Origin of the sequence: Blautia sp. An81, assembly GCF_002161285.1 — a bacterium.
In the GTDB taxonomy this organism is placed as follows: Bacteria; Bacillota; Clostridia; order Lachnospirales; family Lachnospiraceae; genus Blautia; species Blautia ornithocaccae.
On record NZ_NFHH01000006.1, the window covers coordinates 139,299 to 155,614 of the forward strand.

General features: G+C 45.8%; 16 protein-coding genes. 6 read left to right on the top strand and 10 right to left on the bottom strand.

The window, feature by feature from the left end; all coding sequences use genetic code 11:
* Positions 1-2: 2 nt before the first annotated feature.
* Positions 3-209 (bottom strand): hypothetical protein, encoded by a 207-nt coding sequence (locus B5G33_RS07650; RefSeq protein WP_087274519.1) that lies wholly within the window; start codon positions 207-209, stop codon positions 3-5.
* A 224-nt stretch (positions 210-433) separates the two neighbouring features.
* On the opposite strand from B5G33_RS07650, the gene B5G33_RS07655 reads away from it, so the two are divergent.
* Both B5G33_RS07655 and B5G33_RS07660 read left to right on the top strand, forming a co-directional pair.
* Positions 434-1,132 (top strand): ABC transporter ATP-binding protein, encoded by a 699-nt coding sequence (locus tag B5G33_RS07655; RefSeq protein ID WP_087274517.1) that lies wholly within the window; start codon positions 434-436, stop codon positions 1,130-1,132.
* On the top strand, positions 1,123-3,489 hold the full coding sequence (locus B5G33_RS07660) for an ABC transporter permease (protein ID WP_087417211.1): 2,367 nt from the start codon (positions 1,123-1,125) through the stop codon (positions 3,487-3,489). Before B5G33_RS07655 ends, B5G33_RS07660 begins: the two co-directional genes overlap by 10 nt.
* Positions 3,490-3,565: 76 nt before the next feature.
* On the opposite strand, the gene B5G33_RS07665 is transcribed toward B5G33_RS07660, so the two are convergent.
* Complete coding sequence (locus B5G33_RS07665) at positions 3,566-4,600, bottom strand: sensor histidine kinase (RefSeq protein ID WP_087417212.1); 1,035 nt, start codon at positions 4,598-4,600, stop codon at positions 3,566-3,568.
* Positions 4,593-5,276: a response regulator transcription factor gene (locus B5G33_RS07670; protein WP_087417233.1), complete on the bottom strand. Its 684-nt coding sequence runs from the start codon at positions 5,274-5,276 to the stop codon at positions 4,593-4,595. Before B5G33_RS07670 ends, B5G33_RS07665 begins: the two co-directional genes overlap by 8 nt.
* A gap of 388 nt (positions 5,277-5,664) precedes the next feature.
* Between B5G33_RS07670 and B5G33_RS07675 the strand changes: the two genes are divergently transcribed.
* The 3 genes from B5G33_RS07675 to B5G33_RS07685 all read left to right on the top strand — a co-directional run bounded on the left by B5G33_RS07675 (position 5,665) and on the right by B5G33_RS07685 (position 8,901).
* Positions 5,665-5,964 carry a hypothetical protein gene (locus tag B5G33_RS07675; RefSeq protein ID WP_087417213.1) on the top strand — a complete coding sequence of 100 codons (300 nt, stop codon included), beginning with the start codon at positions 5,665-5,667 and terminating at the stop codon, positions 5,962-5,964.
* Positions 5,965-6,290: 326 nt separating this feature from the next.
* Positions 6,291-7,145, top strand: a complete 855-nt coding sequence (locus tag B5G33_RS07680; protein ID WP_087417234.1) for an AAA family ATPase — start codon at positions 6,291-6,293, stop codon at positions 7,143-7,145.
* A 4-nt stretch (positions 7,146-7,149) separates the two neighbouring features.
* Entirely contained in the window at positions 7,150-8,901 is a 1,752-nt protein-coding gene (locus B5G33_RS07685; protein WP_143276504.1) for a hypothetical protein, read from the top strand.
* Positions 8,902-8,904: 3 nt separating this feature from the next.
* Here B5G33_RS07685 and B5G33_RS07690 read toward each other — a convergent pair whose 3' ends face one another.
* The gene (locus B5G33_RS07690) at positions 8,905-9,180 is read right to left on the bottom strand and encodes a type II toxin-antitoxin system HicB family antitoxin (protein ID WP_087274506.1); all 276 of its coding nucleotides are present in this window, start codon (positions 9,178-9,180) and stop codon (positions 8,905-8,907) included.
* 152 nt (positions 9,181-9,332) lie between these two features.
* On the opposite strand from B5G33_RS07690, the gene B5G33_RS07695 reads away from it, so the two are divergent.
* Entirely contained in the window at positions 9,333-10,808 is a 1,476-nt protein-coding gene (locus B5G33_RS07695; protein WP_087417215.1) for a beta-glucuronidase, read from the top strand.
* A gap of 176 nt (positions 10,809-10,984) precedes the next feature.
* On the opposite strand, the gene B5G33_RS07700 is transcribed toward B5G33_RS07695, so the two are convergent.
* The 6 genes from B5G33_RS07700 to nrdG all read right to left on the bottom strand — a co-directional run bounded on the left by B5G33_RS07700 (position 10,985) and on the right by nrdG (position 16,316).
* Positions 10,985-12,967, bottom strand: coding sequence for an ABC transporter permease (locus B5G33_RS07700; protein WP_087417216.1), 1,983 nt, complete (start codon positions 12,965-12,967; stop codon positions 10,985-10,987).
* Complete coding sequence (locus tag B5G33_RS07705) at positions 12,957-13,724, bottom strand: ABC transporter ATP-binding protein (protein ID WP_087274575.1); 768 nt, start codon at positions 13,722-13,724, stop codon at positions 12,957-12,959. The genes B5G33_RS07700 and B5G33_RS07705 overlap by 11 nt, the downstream gene beginning before the upstream one ends.
* Complete coding sequence (locus B5G33_RS21620) at positions 13,694-13,954, bottom strand: hypothetical protein (protein WP_204247347.1); 261 nt, start codon at positions 13,952-13,954, stop codon at positions 13,694-13,696. The genes B5G33_RS07705 and B5G33_RS21620 overlap by 31 nt, the downstream gene beginning before the upstream one ends.
* Complete coding sequence (locus B5G33_RS07710) at positions 13,923-14,936, bottom strand: sensor histidine kinase (RefSeq protein ID WP_087417217.1); 1,014 nt, start codon at positions 14,934-14,936, stop codon at positions 13,923-13,925. The genes B5G33_RS21620 and B5G33_RS07710 overlap by 32 nt, the downstream gene beginning before the upstream one ends.
* Before the next feature lie 110 nt (positions 14,937-15,046).
* Positions 15,047-15,715, bottom strand: coding sequence for a response regulator transcription factor (locus tag B5G33_RS07715; RefSeq protein ID WP_087274497.1), 669 nt, complete (start codon positions 15,713-15,715; stop codon positions 15,047-15,049).
* Positions 15,716-15,758: 43 nt separating this feature from the next.
* Positions 15,759-16,316, bottom strand: a complete 558-nt coding sequence (gene nrdG, locus B5G33_RS07720; RefSeq protein ID WP_087417218.1) for an anaerobic ribonucleoside-triphosphate reductase activating protein — start codon at positions 16,314-16,316, stop codon at positions 15,759-15,761.

Below are 16,316 nucleotides of genomic sequence, written 5' to 3' on the forward strand. Positions count from 1 at the left end.
TATCACAGATTCCCTGTTTCGTCTGCGTTCTTTTCTTTCTTAACAAGAGAATGGAAATACCACACCGGCGCTGCAAATACGGCTAAATAGATTACGTATCCGAAAAGGTCCAGCACTGCCTCAGCCAGATTCGGGCCTGTGCTCACTATGGCCAGAAACATTAGGATTCCTGATAAAAGAGCTGCTGTTTTTGTCATAATATTTTTCATAAAAGTTCTCTCCTTTTTTCTTTTCTATAAATGATCATAGTCCTTCTATGTTGCATTATCCTCTCATTTTGGAAAAATAATGTTGCAGTTCTGTTACTTCTCCAAAAAGGTTACAAAATCGAGAGATTTTATTTGAAAGTCTGAGACATTCCTGATAGGATTCTATGGTAGAGTAAATACAGTAAAAGTTATTCCCGGAAACTGCAGCTGTAAAGGAGGTTCTGATGAATAAGGGAAATATTATAGAAGTAATCGATCTGTGTAAATCTTATGGAAAGGGTTTTTCTCTGGTAAAAGCTCTGGACCATATTTCTTTGACAATAGAGGAGGGAACCTTCACTGCCATTGTGGGCGCCAGCGGAAGCGGAAAATCCAGCCTTCTTCATATGATGGGAGGACTGGACAGCCCGGACAGCGGCCAGGTCCTTGTGGCAGGAAGGGATCTATCCAGGCTTTCTCCGGAACAGGCTTCTATCTACCGCAGGAGAAATATTGGAATTGTATTTCAGAATTATAATCTGATCCCTATGCTGAATGTATATGAAAACATTGTCTTTCCTATAGAAATCGACGGAAACCAGCCGGACAGGGAATTTATTGAAGAAATCACCTGCTGGCTGGGCATCCAGGATAAGCTGGAGAGAAACGTGACTCAGCTCTCTGGAGGCCAGCAGCAGCGGGTAGCTATTGCCAGAGCTCTGGCGGTAAAGCCTTCTATCCTCCTGTGCGATGAACCTACGGGAAATCTGGATTCCCGCACCAGCCTGGAAGTAGTTGGACTTTTGAAATCTTCCAGTATGCGTTTTCATCAGACCATTGTTATGATCACCCATAATGATGAGATTGCACAAATGGCGGACCGGATCATTCATATTGAAGACGGTCATATCGTAAGAAGAAAGTGGGGAGAGCCATGTCTTTAATTGCCAATAATAATCAAAAGCCCACCTGGAAGCTGGTAGTCAAAACTCTGAAAGCCGATAAATTCCGGACCTTCTGTATTTTATTTGCCATCTGTACCTGTACCTTTGTTATGACCTTCCTTCCCTGTTTTAACACCCTGGATTATCTGGCTATATATGACGAATTCCGGGAACAGGAGCATGCTTCCTTCACTATGCTCAGTCAGGAAAATACGGCGGCATTATCTCAGGATTCCCATTTTGAAAAAACCGTTCTGGAAAAATACGGTGATTTCGGACGGTTGAATGGCGCTTATGCAAGGCCAGTGTACCAGCAGCTGGCAGGAAACGTTTCTTCCATTCATCAGATATTAAAAGGAAATTTCCCCCAGGATTCCCGGGATATCCTTATAGACAGTAATCTTGCCCAAAAGCTTCAGGCCGACCTTGGTGACAGTCTCACTTTTCAGGAAAAAGATGGAAATACCCAGGTATTTCAGGTATGCGGCATTACAGAGTCAGCCTCAGGAACCAGCGCACCTTGTTTTTATGTTTCCGATTCCTTTGCCCAGTCCAGTTCTATGTTTACTGGCAAAGATTTCAGTCTGAAAATATGGCTAAAGCCAGAATTCCTTACCAAAGGATTTGATAAAAATACTTCTCTGATCAGAGATCTGGCTCTGAAATATGGAATCCCGAAAAGCAACCTCTTTATTAATTACTGCAGTATCGATACCAACCCTCTCGGTCCCTCCATGGTTTTCATCTATATGCTTCTGGATCTTCTGGTACTGGTCATCGGACTGCTGGTGATCTACAGTATATTTTGTATTTCCATTATGTCCCGGATACGTGCCTTCGGGCAGATGCAGACTCTTGGCATGACCAGCCGTCAGATCCGGCGCATGGTAAATCAGGAAAGTTCTCTTTTATGCGTGGCAGGAAGCCTGGGCGGCATCCTTCCCGGTCTGCTCCTGGCAGGTATCGCAGCCCGTTACTGGAGTGCCCCTCACATGATCGGTACAGGGCTGGTCGTTCTGATCTGCTCTTATGTATTCATTATGGCCTTTTTACAGAAGCCTGCCAGGACGGCCTCACGGATCACTCCCTGGGAAGCGGTAAATTATCAGGAGGATCCTTTCTGTCCGGTTACTGGGAAACTTTCCTGCCGTCTGCTGGGCCATATGAGGGCGAAAAATAATCGTCAGAGGATGTTTCTCTCCCGTCTGTCCATGATCGTAGGAGGCATATTTTTTCTTCTGACGGCCACCTATATGTCCTATTATCATATAGATTCCCGGGCAAGATCCAGCTACTTTCAGAACGCAGATTATATTCTGAGCTATGACTCTCAGTATCTGGATTCCTCTGCCACAGAGCTTGTAGAATATCAGAAGCAGGATATTTTTAACCAGGATTTTTTAAGGTCCCTTGAAAATTTTCCCCAGGTAGACCGGGTGTTTCCCATCCATGAGGAATACGTAAACATTCTTACCAAATACGGTACGGAATCTTCTAATATGATTGCCTTTGATAAGGAAACCTTTGCTCTTATCCAGCCATATCTGAAAGACAGCCAGATCACCTATGAAGATCTGGTTCGGGAAGGAAGTATTCTTTTCAATCCCATTTATGACTATGAAACGGATTTTTCCCCAGGGAACAGCCTTACCCTCAGCTATTATGACGGAGAAGGATATCAGGAAAAAGACCTTCCTGTGGGGGCCATAATAGACCCGAAATTTTCACAGGATAATATTGAGCTGAACTCCAGTTTTCTGGTTCCTGCTCCTGTTTTTGAAGAACTGTATCCTGGCCTGAACACCATCAATCAGGTCTATATCCGCACAGAAGGACATACCCTGTCTCCGGATCTGGAAGAATATCTGAAAGACTTTATGGAGGACTGTCCTTTGATCCGTATGAGTTCTTTTGAAGATTATCAAAGGGAGCTTACACGGCAAAATAATCTTTTTATCCTTCTTTTTGCAGGGGCAACTCTCATCGTGATCATTTTCAGCGTTTTAAACCTTTTAAACGCTACTCTGAATAAAATGATCACCCAGAACCGGGAGCTGGCTCTCTTTGAAGCTGTGGGAATGAGCCGGAAGGAAATAAAAAAAATGCTTCTTTATGAATGTCTGTATATTTCCCGGATGCCCCTGATCATCTCCTGGATCACCGGAAGCCTGATCAGCTACCTGTTCTACATTTTTCTGGTCCGGACTCTGGAAGAGGCAGTTTCTTACGTCTTTCCCCTGTTTCCCCTTTTGCTGTGGAGCGCCTTTGTACTGGCAGTTCCCAGTATGATCACCCTGCTGTGCTACCGGCATTTTACAAAGACCGGGCTTATGGATCGTCTGAAAAGAGACAAATAAATCTTACGCAGGAATACAAAAGCGGCGTTTCCTGTACTGTCTGAAAAAAAAACAGACAGTATGGAAACGCCGCTTTTTAATTCTTTTTCTTTTCAAAGACATTTGGAAGAAATACGGAAAATGTGGTTCCTTCTCCTTCTTTTGAGGATACTTTTATATACCCTCCCTGCCGGGTGATGATCTGCCGGCTGAGATACAGGCCGATGCCTACCCCCTCCTCCAGATGCACTTTTCCTTCCCGGTAAAACCGCTTAAAAATGTCTTCATAATGCTCTTTTGCGATACCGATCCCCGTATCGGAAATATCAATCTTTGTAAACATCTCCCAGGCCTCTGTAGATACAGAAATCCGGCCTCCTTCCGGGGTATATTTTACTGCATTATCCAGGATATTAAACAAAGCCTCCTGGGTCCATTTTGCATCATGAAGCACCATCAGATCCTCATCGCAGCTGCACTCCAGTTCAATTTCTTTCTGTTCTGCCTTGGCCCCTGCCTGAGAAAGAGCCTGGAAAAGAGTGTCAAAAATCCTGGCCGGCTTTACCTCCAGATGAATCAGAGATGTCTCCAGCCGGGACATTTTCATAAGAGAATCTACCAGAAACTCCAGCTTTTTTACCTGGTTCTCAATAACCTGAGCAAACTGTTTCCGCTGCTCCTTGGAAAAGTTTCCAGAGTCCAGCATGGAGCTGTACATGGTGATATTAGCAATGGGAGTTTTCAGCTGATGAGAAATATCAGATACCATCTGCTGGATTTCCTGCTTTTGAAATTCCTGGGTGCTTAAAGAAGAATGAATCACATCTGACAGCTTATCCATCTTCATTTCAATCTTGGAAGTAAGGGTATCTTCCTCTGGTCCCGGCTCCTGAAAATTCCCTTTGGTAAGCTCTTCTACCTGAGTGCATACCTTATCGGAAAATCCGATAAATGCCTTGCGGAAAACTCTATGTACCGCCAGGATCATCAGGATCATCACGATGCCGAAGCCATAGCATAAAAATGTGAAAAAGTCTCTTTTTCCAAAAAAAGCTGTGGCAGCCAGGAACAGGACACAGGCCCCTATGGCTACTGTCATAATAAGAGTATCTGCACTTATTCTTCTATTCATTCTGCACTCCTATCCACTGATAGCCCATGCCGTACAGTGTCTTGATATATTTATACTGGGCGTCTTTGATCTTTGCCCTTAATCTGCTGATATTAATAGTCAGGGTATGTTCGTCTACAAAGTTTCCCTCACTGTCCCACAGCTTTTCCAAAAGCAGATTTCTGGTAAGCGCCATATTTTCATTTTTAACAAATACATAGAGAAGCTTAAACTCTGTAGGCGTCAGTGCCAGCTTTTCACCTGATTTTGTTACAGTTCTGGTCTCGAAATCGATCACAAGATTTCCGCACCGGTAAATGTGCTCTTCCTTATTTCCCATAGTCCTTCTCAGGACTGCCTGGATTCTCTGCATAGCGATCTGTACATTAAAAGGTTTCGTAATATAATCGTCTGCTCCCAGGGAAAAGCCTTCCATCACTTCCTCGTCCAGCTCGTGAGCTGTAATAAAGATCAGGGGCTTCCGGTTAAATCCCTGTATCTCTCTGGCAAAATCAAATCCATTGCCGTCAGGAAGATTTACATCCAGCAGCATAAGATCAAATTTCTGGGATTCTACCACCGGATAGGCGCTTTTCAGGTCATACACCGGTATGGTCTCATATCCTCCATTCTGAAGGTTAAAACAAAGTCCTCCATTTAAAAGCTGGTCATCCTCGATCACTAATATTCTGCTCATCTGTCTGCCCTCTCTACAAAAAAGTAAACGCCCATTACTCAGGCCCTCGGCATTTACATTGCCCATGTAATAAAATACTATCAAAAAATTCTCTGTCACGCAAGAATCCATTTATCTCTTTGCACAGACATTCTGATTCTGGCAGACAGCAGCCCAGGTCTTGCTTTAAATATAAATATAAAACCATAATTTTGCTCTTGCATTTTTCTGCCTGTTTTTATATGATGAATATGAAAATATCTAAAAACTTATCTTTTAAGCTTACAGCATTTCTAAATTTCGATTCCTTTTCAAAAATATTCATGTACTTTGACATTTTAATAAGACTTTACACCTGGCATGGTTGCATGCTACAATACATACACCTAAATAATAAGGGGGGGATTTTATGACAGATGGGCAAAAGTTAGATTTAATCTTGTCAAAGATGACAGATATGCAGAGCGATATCGGCAGCCTGAAAGCAGACGTTGCTACCCTTAAAGCAGACGTTGCCGGTCTCAAAACAGACGTTGCTGGTCTCAAAACAGACGTTTCCATTCTTAAAACAGATATGGAAAATGTTAAAAAAGAAATCTCGGAATTAAAACATATGGATGCCATGATTTTTGATGAAGTAGAACGTGTACATGAAATTTTAAATGCACATACCGCCGATACCCTGCTTCATCAACCAACCTATATGTAAAAACTAAAGATACAGCCTCTATGTGTATCATGAGATAATCTCTCTTGTTCACAAAAAGGATAACAGGTGTAAAGTCTTATTTAACTGTCAAAGATTTTACACCTTTTTTGCATTTGACCTGCAGTTACAGACGCTCCTCCCCCGTTCACCCACACTTGTTGTGCCTGTCTTTGAGTGCTATAATATTGTGAGAGATACCAGGGGCAAAAGGTGGGAAATCGTCTTGTCCCTAGCACCTGGCCTTCAAAATTTTTTAGATGAGGTAAAAAACAGTGCTGGATTTTTTATGGGAAGAACACATTGATAAAGGGATTATCGAAGGGATCATGGAATTCCGGCAAAAATATGGCCAAGCTGAAGCATGCAGCCAGAGGGCTCCACGATATGTATACTATGGAAAAGAAGTCTGGGAACAGGCTTCCCAGGCTTTGCTCTGCGGCAAAAATCTCCTTCTGGCCGGCGCTAAGGCTACTGGAAAAAATATGCTGGCGGAAAATCTGGCAGAGGTCTTTGGCCGTCCAAGCTGGAATGTCTCCTTTCATATTAACATGGACGCCTCCTATATGATCGGAACGGACACCTTCCAGGAGGGGCAGGTAGTATTCCGCCCGGGACCGGTGTACGAAAGCGCCGCTCAGGGCGGCTTCTGCATCCTGGATGAGATTAACATGGCCCGGAATGAGGCCCTTGCGGTACTACACTCTGTTCTGGATTTCCGCCGGGTGATAAATGTCCCTGGCTACAGCCGGATTTCAGTTCATGAAGCAGCCCGTTTTATCGCCACAATGAACTATGGATATGCCGGTACCAGAGACCTTAACGAAGCCCTGACTTCCAGGTTTATGGTCATACATATGCCGGAAATCTCCCAGGACAATCTGGAAAAACTTTTAAAACGGGAATTCCCTTCTATGAAAAACTCCTATATCCAGCAGTTTGCCGGGCTGTTCCAGGATATCGAAAAGAAGTGCAAAAACGGAGAACTGACCAGCCGGGTCCTGGATTTACGGGGACTTCTGGATGCCTTAAGCCTCATGGAAAAGGGCCTTTCCCCTCTGGCAGCCCTGGATATGGGAATCACCAACAAGACCTTTGACGCCTATGAACAATCTCTGATACAAGATGTGATCGCTTCCCGGATTTCCAGAAAGACAACTGCGGGAAGTATTTTTGCAGGATAAGAAAATGGCAGACAGAAGAATGTACACCTCCTGTCAGCGGCGGGCCATGAACATCATATGGACAGCTTCGGAAGAATATGATTTCCAGCCGGATTTCATGGCTTTCCGGCTTGATGGGGAACCAGATTTTTATATGAACTCTATTATCGGATATGTGCGGAAATGGTATGACCAGGATATCATGAACCGGTTGTATTCTTCCGTACAGGATGGGCTTTTTAAGGAGACCTACGACGGCCTTCTTTGGATTGCCCTGGAAAACTGCGCCTTTCTCAGGGAATCCCGGTATCGCCCGGTGCTGAAAGAGCTACGGCTGGAACACGCCCGGGATTTTTTCCGTCAAGATGACCAGAAATCACGGCAGCAGTGGATGGCCCAGAACAGTCTGGTCTATGCTTTGGAATCTGCTAAATGGCGCCAGGTTCTGGGAAAAGAGCCTGGCCTTGTAAATCCCTGGGAGCGTCAGCTTTTTGCTGACCTTTTATACCCTGGTGACATCACTGCTCAGGAAATTTATGACCGGACTCTGGAGATTTTCCACCGATACTTCCGTTACCGCCGGGAACACTATCTGTCCGGATTTCTCACCGGAGTCCATGAAAGATTTTCCCACCGTTTTCTTCGGCGGCTGCCCCGCCGGCTGATCCGCAGCGACGATCTGAATATGGGACGGACCGGCAGTGCCGATGGCAGGATCACTGCCCTCCAGGGATTGGAACTTCTTCCCAAAAAACCTTCGGAAACTGCTGCTGATTATCAGTATATCCAAAGCTGCTTTGGACTTCCTTTGTATTCAGGGGAAGACTCTCTTCAGCTGGAAAATATTCTCTGTACTGACAGCCATGAGAACTGCCGCCTTTATTTCACAGAGGGAAAGCCGGCACCTGTAGAGGAAAAAAATGCCCTTGTGCAGAAATTTCTCCGGGATGCGGAGACACAAAGGAAGAAAAATGAAGCCTATTATCAAAGTAGGCGTGACTTTTGTCAAAACAGTATCCACCAGCTGACTCAGCAGATAAAAAACGCTATGCTGGTCTATCCTCAGCCCTTAAAAATACCCAGCCGCAGCGGCAGGATCTTTCCAAGAGAAATCTGGAAGGCCCTGGTGCTGGATGATGACCGTATATTTATGGAAACTACTGACGAGGAACAGCCCGATTTCTCTGTGGACCTGATGCTGGATGCCTCTGCATCCCGTCTGGGAAGCCAGGAGATTATTGCTCTCCAGGGATACATTATCACCGAAAGCCTCCAAAAATGTGGAATTCCCCTTCAGGTCTATTCTTTTCTCAGTCTGAAAGGTTTTACTGTAATGCGACGTTTTCTAAGCTATGAGGACAAAGACTGTTCCAAAGAAATCTTTGATTATTGCGCCGCCGGATGGAACCGGGATGGACTGGCTTTCCGGGGTGCAGGACATCTCATGGAGTCCTCCCCAGCCGGAAACAGGCTCCTTATTGTCCTTACAGATGCCAGCCCTAATGATGATCGTCGGATTCCTCCAGATTCCTCAAAAGGGCGGGTTCTCAGCCAGGATTATTCAGGAAAACCGGGGATCGAAGATACTGCTTTGGAGGTTCACCGGCTGAAACAGGAGGGGATAAAAGTTATGGCTATCCTAAACGGCAGTGATGCCGACACCCTTGCCGCCACCAGGATCTATCAGCGGGATTATGTCCGGATAGAACAACTTGAGCAACTTTCTCAGGCCGCAGGAACCCTGATCCAGAAACAGATTCAGCAGCTTCACAGTTGAGCATTACTCATCCCAGCCTTCCGTAAAACGAATATTTACGGCGATGTTCCGGACTTGCTCTCCTTCCTGAAGTTCTATATCATGAATATCTGATACCGGAGGCAGATCCCCGTCTTCTGAAATTTCCAGGTACAGCCAGTCATAAGCTGCCTCATTGGCATTGTCTACTGCTTCTTCCAGAGTATCACCTGTTGCGTAGCAGCACTCCAGATCCGGGAAGGATGCCTGGAATTTTCCTTCCTCTGTTTTTCTGATCACTGCAGGATATATAAATTTCATAATAATATTCACTCCTCTTTTTCTGATATTGCAGCCTTTGGTACATAAAGGCTCAATGACTGCACTGTATCAGTATACCACAAGCGGGGGAACAGGTGAATATTAAAGTTTCGTATAATAATTAATCATAGAGATATGGAGGGTTTTGAATTATGACAAAGATAACTTTAAATACCGGCAGCCTGTCTTTTCTAAGGGAAATGGACAGCCGGCTGATCTCCTACAACATAGAAATGACCGAAGTGACCGGAGGCACTTTCTGGAAACTTTATACTCCTGCCCAGATAGAAGGCAAAGAAGAAGTTCCCCAGCTTGCTGACCTGTCTCAAATGGGCTCTCTTCTGGAAATGTTTCCCCCTGCAGACCTTCAGGATCAGCGGGCTCTGGAACTGGCCAAAGCCCTGGGGCCGGCATATATCCGGGTCAGCGGCTCCTGGGCCACCACTACCTATTATGATCTGGACGGCCATACCGGCGGAAAAGTGCCGGAAGGCTTCCACAGCATTCTCACCCGGGAACAGTGGGACCAGCTCCTGGACTTTGTAAAATATGTAGACGGAAAGCTGCTGATCTCTCCGGCTAACTGTGACGGCGTACAGAATCCCGATGGTACCTGGAACCCAGAACAGCTAAAGCTTATCCTGGACTACAGCCGGGACTATGGTGTTCCCATTTCCGCCGTAGAATTTATGAATGAGCCAAACACTACCATTCTGGGCGGGACACCTTCCAACTATACTCCGGAAGATTTCAGCCGGGACCAGGATCTCTGTTTCCGTTTTCTTAAAGAAAATTATCCGGATATCCTTACGGTGGGTCCCTGTTCCAGCGGAGAAAAATTCAGCCCCTATGTAGGCTATCACAACTTATCCGTGATTCCCTCGGAAGATCTCCTGGAAGGCTGCAAAGAGCAGGCAGATGTATACAGCTACCATATGTACAACTGCTTTTCTGAAAGAGGGGCTTTCCTGGGCATACACTGGCCGGGTGACAAGGCCCTTTCAGAAGAATACCTGGGGATTCCATGGGAAGCTGCCTGCTATTACAAGAAGCTGCGGGATCAATATTGTCCCGGTGCCCAGATGTGGGTCACAGAATCCGGCGATGCAGGCTGCGGAGGAAATACCTGGGCCTCCACTTTTCTGGACGTGATCCGCTCTGCCGATGAACTTGGACGTTTCTGCACAGTTACAGACGGGGTGATCTTCCACAACACCTTTATGGCTTCCGATTATGGATATCTGGACTTTGAAACCCATCTGCCCCGGCCCAATTACTGGCTTGCCCTGCTGTGGAACCGGCTGATGGGATCTAAAGTCTATGACTTGGGCCAGGAAATCCGAGAAGGGTTCCACTGCTATGTCCATTCCAGAAAAGACGGGAAAAAAGGGTATGCCTATATGATCGTCAATAACTCCCCTTCAGAGGCTGCCCTCCTGGAAGTGCCATGGAGAGGTACTGTCTACACCCTGTCCGCTGAATATCTCCGCTCTCCCAGGATTCTTCTCAACGGAAAACCTCTGGAGCTCACAGGAACCGCACAGCTTCCTTCTCTTGAAGGATCTCCTGTAGAAGCAGGAACACTAACGCTGGCTCCTGCTACCGTGACTTTCCTTGTAACAGACTAAGTGTACTGTATCACTCACATTTCGCATAATGACTTGCCTGAACTTCCATCTGCGGCGTTGTCGTCAATCAGCGTATCCACCGCTGCGCCTCATTCCTCCGCCTTGCAGAGTGGAAAGTTCATTTGTCGTCATTATGCTGAAAGTGAATGCTACAGTACACTAAGTCCGATTTTCTTTTATTCTTTTACGATCTTTACAGAACACTTATGGGATAACAGGAAATATCCTCCATAGATGGCTCCTGTAAGGGCCATGGTCACTGCCAGAGCAGTCCCGGAGCCCTTGGAACCATAGATAGAGAGCATTGTCCGGCATACCTGTATACCAAATATGGCATGTACTGCTGACAGAAGAAGGGGCAGCAGAAATAAAAGGCCATTCTGCCGTCTTAAAGCTCTTCGGATTTCTTTTTCTTCACAGCCCAGCTGCTGCAGTATCTGATACTTCTCTCTGCTGTCTGCACTGTCTGAAAGAATTTTCAGAGCCAGCACTGCAGAGCCGGAGATCAGAAAGCAGATTCCCAGATACAGGCCCAGAAAGATGTACATAGCGCTGGTGCCGATGCTGTCATCATAAATAGCAGACTGGGTAGTTACCTGTATCTTCCCATAGGTGCTCTGTTCCGGATTCAGTATCTGTGCAAAATTCTTGTCCATTTCCTGAGCAAATTCTTTGCTCTTATCCCGGTAATCTCCCATAACATAATTCTTATACTGTTCCTCTTCTCCCAGTTTTACAGAGTCCGGCACCAGAAGGATACCAGAGTTTTGAGGCTGGTAAGACATCTGAAGATAGCCGTCCTGACAGGTATTTTCTTTTGCATGATAGCTTTTTCCTTTAATGGTAATCTCCCGATCATCCGCAAGGCCTCTGTTCCGTATATACACAGCACCTTCCTGATCTGCTACGATCAGGTACTCATCTTCCTCCAGTTCATACTCTGGCATATGATAAACTCTGGCCGCCCTATTATAATCCCCCACTTTCATCACCTCTGCCTTCTGATTGTCATACTCTTCACCATAAGATTCACCAATCAAAGTATAGTTAGTCACCTCATCCAGATGATAGGTGTAAACGCTGACCAGGTCCTGAAAGTCTTCCATAGAAATCCCACGGACTTCCATAATATCAAAGATAGATTTAGAATCTGTCATTTCTTTAGACATGGAAATGGACACCGGAGCCAGCTTTGCCGCTTCCTGATCCTTATATTCTTTTCTGGCAATGGCGGAAAACAAAAGACAAATAGTCATAAAGAGCAGCAGGCAGATCACGCTGCATGCCATTACCGTAGAGTTCAGCTTATTGGAAAGCTCTCCCACTACAAAAGAATTCAGCCGCCGGTAGTACAGCTTTCTGAATTTTCCTGCTGCTGTCATAAGAAAACCGGACAATGACCAGAACACCAGAAAAGTTCCAAAGATCCCCAGGAGCACCTGGGTCAGTACATCTGTTTCTGTGGTCATAGCCTGCTGATTTGCAGTCACATTATAGTAGGCAGTTCCCAGCATCACTACAGCCAGTAAAAATACCAGTCCGCTGAGAAGGGGCTTTTTCAGAAAGTTTTTCTCCTTTTTCCTTCCTGCAGTGATAAACTCTGCCAGCCTGGCCCGGCTTACAGAAAGGGTATTAAAAATCATCACCACCAGATAGATCAGGAGAAAATACAAGATACTTTTCCCCACTGCCTGACCGGAAATCACAAATTCATATCTGGATACATCTGCCTGAAAAAGATTGGACACGATCAGAGACATCAGCTGGGAAATCCCCATTCCAGCCAGCAGACCCACAGCCAGGGAGATCAGTCCCATCCAGATAGTCTCCAGCCACAGCATAGCAGCCAGCCTGATACGTCCCATTCCCAAAGTAAGGTAGATGCCGAATTCCCTTTTCCGTTTTTTCAGCATAAACCTGCTGGCATAGACAATAAGGTATCCCAGGACCAGAGAGACAAAAATACTTACCCCGGACATGATCCCGTTCATAGAATCGATAATAGCTGCCTTTGTCTGGGAAACTTCCATCATAGCTGTCTGGGTTTCGATGGCATTGAAAATGTAGAAAACCGCTACTCCCAGGATCATAGTAAAAAAATAAATCGAATAATCCCGAATACTCTTTCTGAAGTTTTTAATAGACAGACTAAACAACACGGCTCAGGTCACCTCCCAGTAATGCGATCACATGAATGATCTGGTCAAAAAATTCCTTCCGGCTGGATTCTCCCTTTCTCAGTTCATGGAAAAGTTTCCCATCTTTAAGAAACAGTACCCGTCCACTGTAGCTGGCACAGAGAGGATCATGGGTTACCATAAGAATCGTTGCCCCCAGCTCCTGATTCAGGAACTGCAGATTATCCAGAAGCATTCCTGCGCTTTGAGAATCCAGGGCTCCTGTAGGCTCATCCGCCAGGATCAGGGACGGGTTCGTTACAATGGCCCTTGCACAGGCACACCGCTGTTTCTGGCCGCCGGACATCTGGTAGGGATATTTTTTCAGTACCTCCTGGATATTCAGTTTCCGGGCAATCTCTTCTACCTTTCCGGGAATCCTGCCCGGCTTCTCATTCTGTATCTGAAGGGCCAGAGCGATATTGTCAAAACCGTTCAGCGTGTCCAGCAGGTTAAAATCCTGGAAAATAAAGCCCAGTTTCTCCCGACGGAATCTGGAAAGGCCTCTTCCTCTCAGCTTTGTCACATCTTTTCCCTCCACCAGGATATGACCGCCTGTTACCCGGTCTATGGTGGAAATGCAATTCAGAAGAGTAGTCTTTCCCGAACCGCTGGCCCCCATAACTGCCGTAAATTCTCCCTTTTCTACTGAAAAGCTGATATCATCTACTGCCTTGGTAAGGCTGGATTTGTTTCCGTAATATTTCATCATATGCTGGATTTCCAATAATTTCTCCACAGATTCTCCTCCTTTTTTCTTTTCTGCACAGAATAGAAGGGATTCCACGACTCCTTTCTTATTCTGTCCTGTACTGTCTCTATTATAGAAAAAGGCTCTTCCCCCATCCATGGATTTTCATTACTTAATCTTACATCTCTGTAAGGTTGGTAAAATCTTATAGCAGAAAAAAGATGGCCTTGATATGCATTTGCAGATCTAAGCCATCTCTGTATGTTTATCCTGTCCAAATTCTATAAATATCTCCGTATAAACTCCTTTTTCAGATTCTGCCCAGATCCGGTGTCCCAGTCTGTGGCAGAGTTTTTTGCACAGATACAGTCCCATGCCCGTAGAACTCTGTCCCCTTCTTCCATTTTCTCCGGTAAAGGAATGTTCGAAGATACGGGGAAGATCTGCCTTTTGGATTCCCATACCATTGTCCCACACAGACAGCAAAGTTCCCCTGGAAGTCCTGCTGCTGCGGATCCGTATACAGGCCTCCTCTTCTCTTTTGTATTTCACACTGTTGCTCAGAAGCTGGCCCAGAATAAAGCTCAGCCATTTTTCATCTGTCAGCACCGGAATATCTTCTGTCTCCTGAATGATCCGGATATGGTTCAGGATCAGACTGTCCCGGTTTCTGGAAATGGCCTGGTCTGTTACCGCCTTCAGAGAATATTCCCGGATCACATAATCCTTTTCCGGAACCTGGCTTCTGAGATAGTAGAGAACCTGTTCCACATAACTGTCTATCCTGGAAACCTGTTCTTTCATAACCCTGGAGGTCTCACCTCTGTCCTTGTGGAGAAGAAGCCTCATACTGGCAATGGGCAGCTTCACTTCATGGATCCAGGTCTCCACATACTGTTTAAAGGCATTGTTTCTCCTCTGCTGTTCAAAAATCTGATCGCTCATGGCCTTTCCCATCTGTTCCACAGTGTTATAAAGAATCCTTCCCTCCAGAAATTCCGGTTTCTTTATCATTTCCTGGATAAGGTATTTTTCTTCCAGGTTCCCCATCTTTTCTTCCAGCTCCCGGTAGAACCTGTTCTTCCTCATATAATCCCAGGAAAGCGTTCCCACAAGTCCCAGCAGCCAGATTCCCAGTGTCAGGATCATCAGCTCTGCCTGGACCTGGAAAAAATACATTACCAGCTCTGTCAGCCCCGCTGTAAGCAGCCACAGAAGGACCAGTCTCCAGTTGTCTTTCAAATATGCCCTTTTCTTCATTCCACTCTCCCCTGTCCGCTGATGGGGCTCAGTTTTGAAGTGCCATCTATGAAAGCCCCACGGATTGCTTCGTGCCTTGCACCGCAGGTCTCTGCTTTGAGACTGGGCTTTCATAGTAAGATGTACCCTTGTCCTCTTCTGGTTTCTATGGCATTCCGGATGCCTGCTTCTTCCAGTTTTTTTCTGAGCCGGTTGATATTTACTGTCAGGGTATTATCGTCTACAAAATCGTTGCAGTCCCAGAGATAATCCATAAGTTCGTCTCTGGACACGATCCGTCCCTGGTTTTTTACCAGGTAATAAAAAATAGAAAATTCGTTTTTGGACAGCACCCGTTCTTCCCCTTCATGGGTCATGGTGCCGCGCAGGAGGTTCAGTGTAATCCCTCCCCAGGTCACTTCCTCCTGAGGCGTTTCAGGCTGGATCCTCCGGAATACTGCCTCCAGTTTCAGCAGAAGAAGGGTAGGATTATAGGGCTTTGTAATATAATCATCTGCTCCGTAGCTCATGGCCAGGATCTGATCCATATCTCCCTCTCTGCTGGTAACCATGATCACCGGAATCTGGGATTTCTGCCGCAGATTTCTCAAAATCTCCTGTCCATTGGTTCCTGGAAGGAGAATATCCAGCAGCACCATATCCGGGCCGGCCCTTAAAATTTCTTCCTCAACATTGGAAAAATCCTCTAAACAGCAGGTCCCATATCCATTTTCTTCCAGAAGGCTTTTCAGAGCTTTCCTCAATACCCTGTCGTCCTCCACCACAGCAATTTTCTTCATTCCTGCCCACCTCTGCTTCTGCGGCTTTTTGCGCCGCTGTGTCCTATTTTTCGGTTTCCGGCGAAATTCCTCGCCTGATCTTCGGCGTCCACAGCCGGATTTCCCCTGTTTCCAGACTTTGCTTCACATCGATGATCCTCTGGTTTGAAGATCCTCTGAATACAAGGCGTATATCTTTCAGCGTCTCTACAAACTGCCCGTCTACCAGCACATCTATCCTGGACAGCATTTCATCTGTATAGCCGCACCTTGCCCGGCTGGGATTCAGCAGTTCTTTGTCAAAAAGATATCCGCTGTAACACCAGACAGTTTTCTCCGGATAAAGTTTCTTCACCTTTCTGAGAAGTTCTGTAAGGACCTCTTGATTTTCCGGCTCAAAAGGCTCTCCTCCAAGGAGGGAAAGGCCATCAATATAATCCGGCCTGAGGAGTTCCAGAAGCTGTTTCTCTGTTTCCTCTGTAAATTCTTTTCCATAACTAAAATCCCATGTAGCCTGGTTAAAGCAGCCCGGACAGTGATGTCTGCAGCCGGAAACGAAGAGGGAGACCCGAACTCCCTCTCCGTTTGCAATGTCACATTTCTTTATTTCCCCGTAATTCAT

Coding starts and splice junctions, on each gene's coding strand:
- B5G33_RS07650 (WP_087274519.1), bottom strand. CDS start 209: ATGAAAAATATTATGACAAAAACAGCAGCTCTTTTATCAGGAATCCTA.
- B5G33_RS07655 (WP_087274517.1), top strand. CDS start 434: ATGAATAAGGGAAATATTATAGAAGTAATCGATCTGTGTAAATCTTAT.
- B5G33_RS07660 (WP_087417211.1), top strand. CDS start 1,123: ATGTCTTTAATTGCCAATAATAATCAAAAGCCCACCTGGAAGCTGGTA.
- B5G33_RS07665 (WP_087417212.1), bottom strand. CDS start 4,600: ATGAATAGAAGAATAAGTGCAGATACTCTTATTATGACAGTAGCCATA.
- B5G33_RS07670 (WP_087417233.1), bottom strand. CDS start 5,276: ATGAGCAGAATATTAGTGATCGAGGATGACCAGCTTTTAAATGGAGGA.
- B5G33_RS07675 (WP_087417213.1), top strand. CDS start 5,665: ATGACAGATGGGCAAAAGTTAGATTTAATCTTGTCAAAGATGACAGAT.
- B5G33_RS07680 (WP_087417234.1), top strand. CDS start 6,291: ATGGAATTCCGGCAAAAATATGGCCAAGCTGAAGCATGCAGCCAGAGG.
- B5G33_RS07685 (WP_143276504.1), top strand. CDS start 7,150: ATGGCAGACAGAAGAATGTACACCTCCTGTCAGCGGCGGGCCATGAAC.
- B5G33_RS07690 (WP_087274506.1), bottom strand. CDS start 9,180: ATGAAATTTATATATCCTGCAGTGATCAGAAAAACAGAGGAAGGAAAA.
- B5G33_RS07695 (WP_087417215.1), top strand. CDS start 9,333: ATGACAAAGATAACTTTAAATACCGGCAGCCTGTCTTTTCTAAGGGAA.
- B5G33_RS07710 (WP_087417217.1), bottom strand. CDS start 14,936: ATGAAGAAAAGGGCATATTTGAAAGACAACTGGAGACTGGTCCTTCTG.
- B5G33_RS07715 (WP_087274497.1), bottom strand. CDS start 15,715: ATGAAGAAAATTGCTGTGGTGGAGGACGACAGGGTATTGAGGAAAGCT.
- nrdG (WP_087417218.1), bottom strand. CDS start 16,316: ATGAATTACGGGGAAATAAAGAAATGTGACATTGCAAACGGAGAGGGA.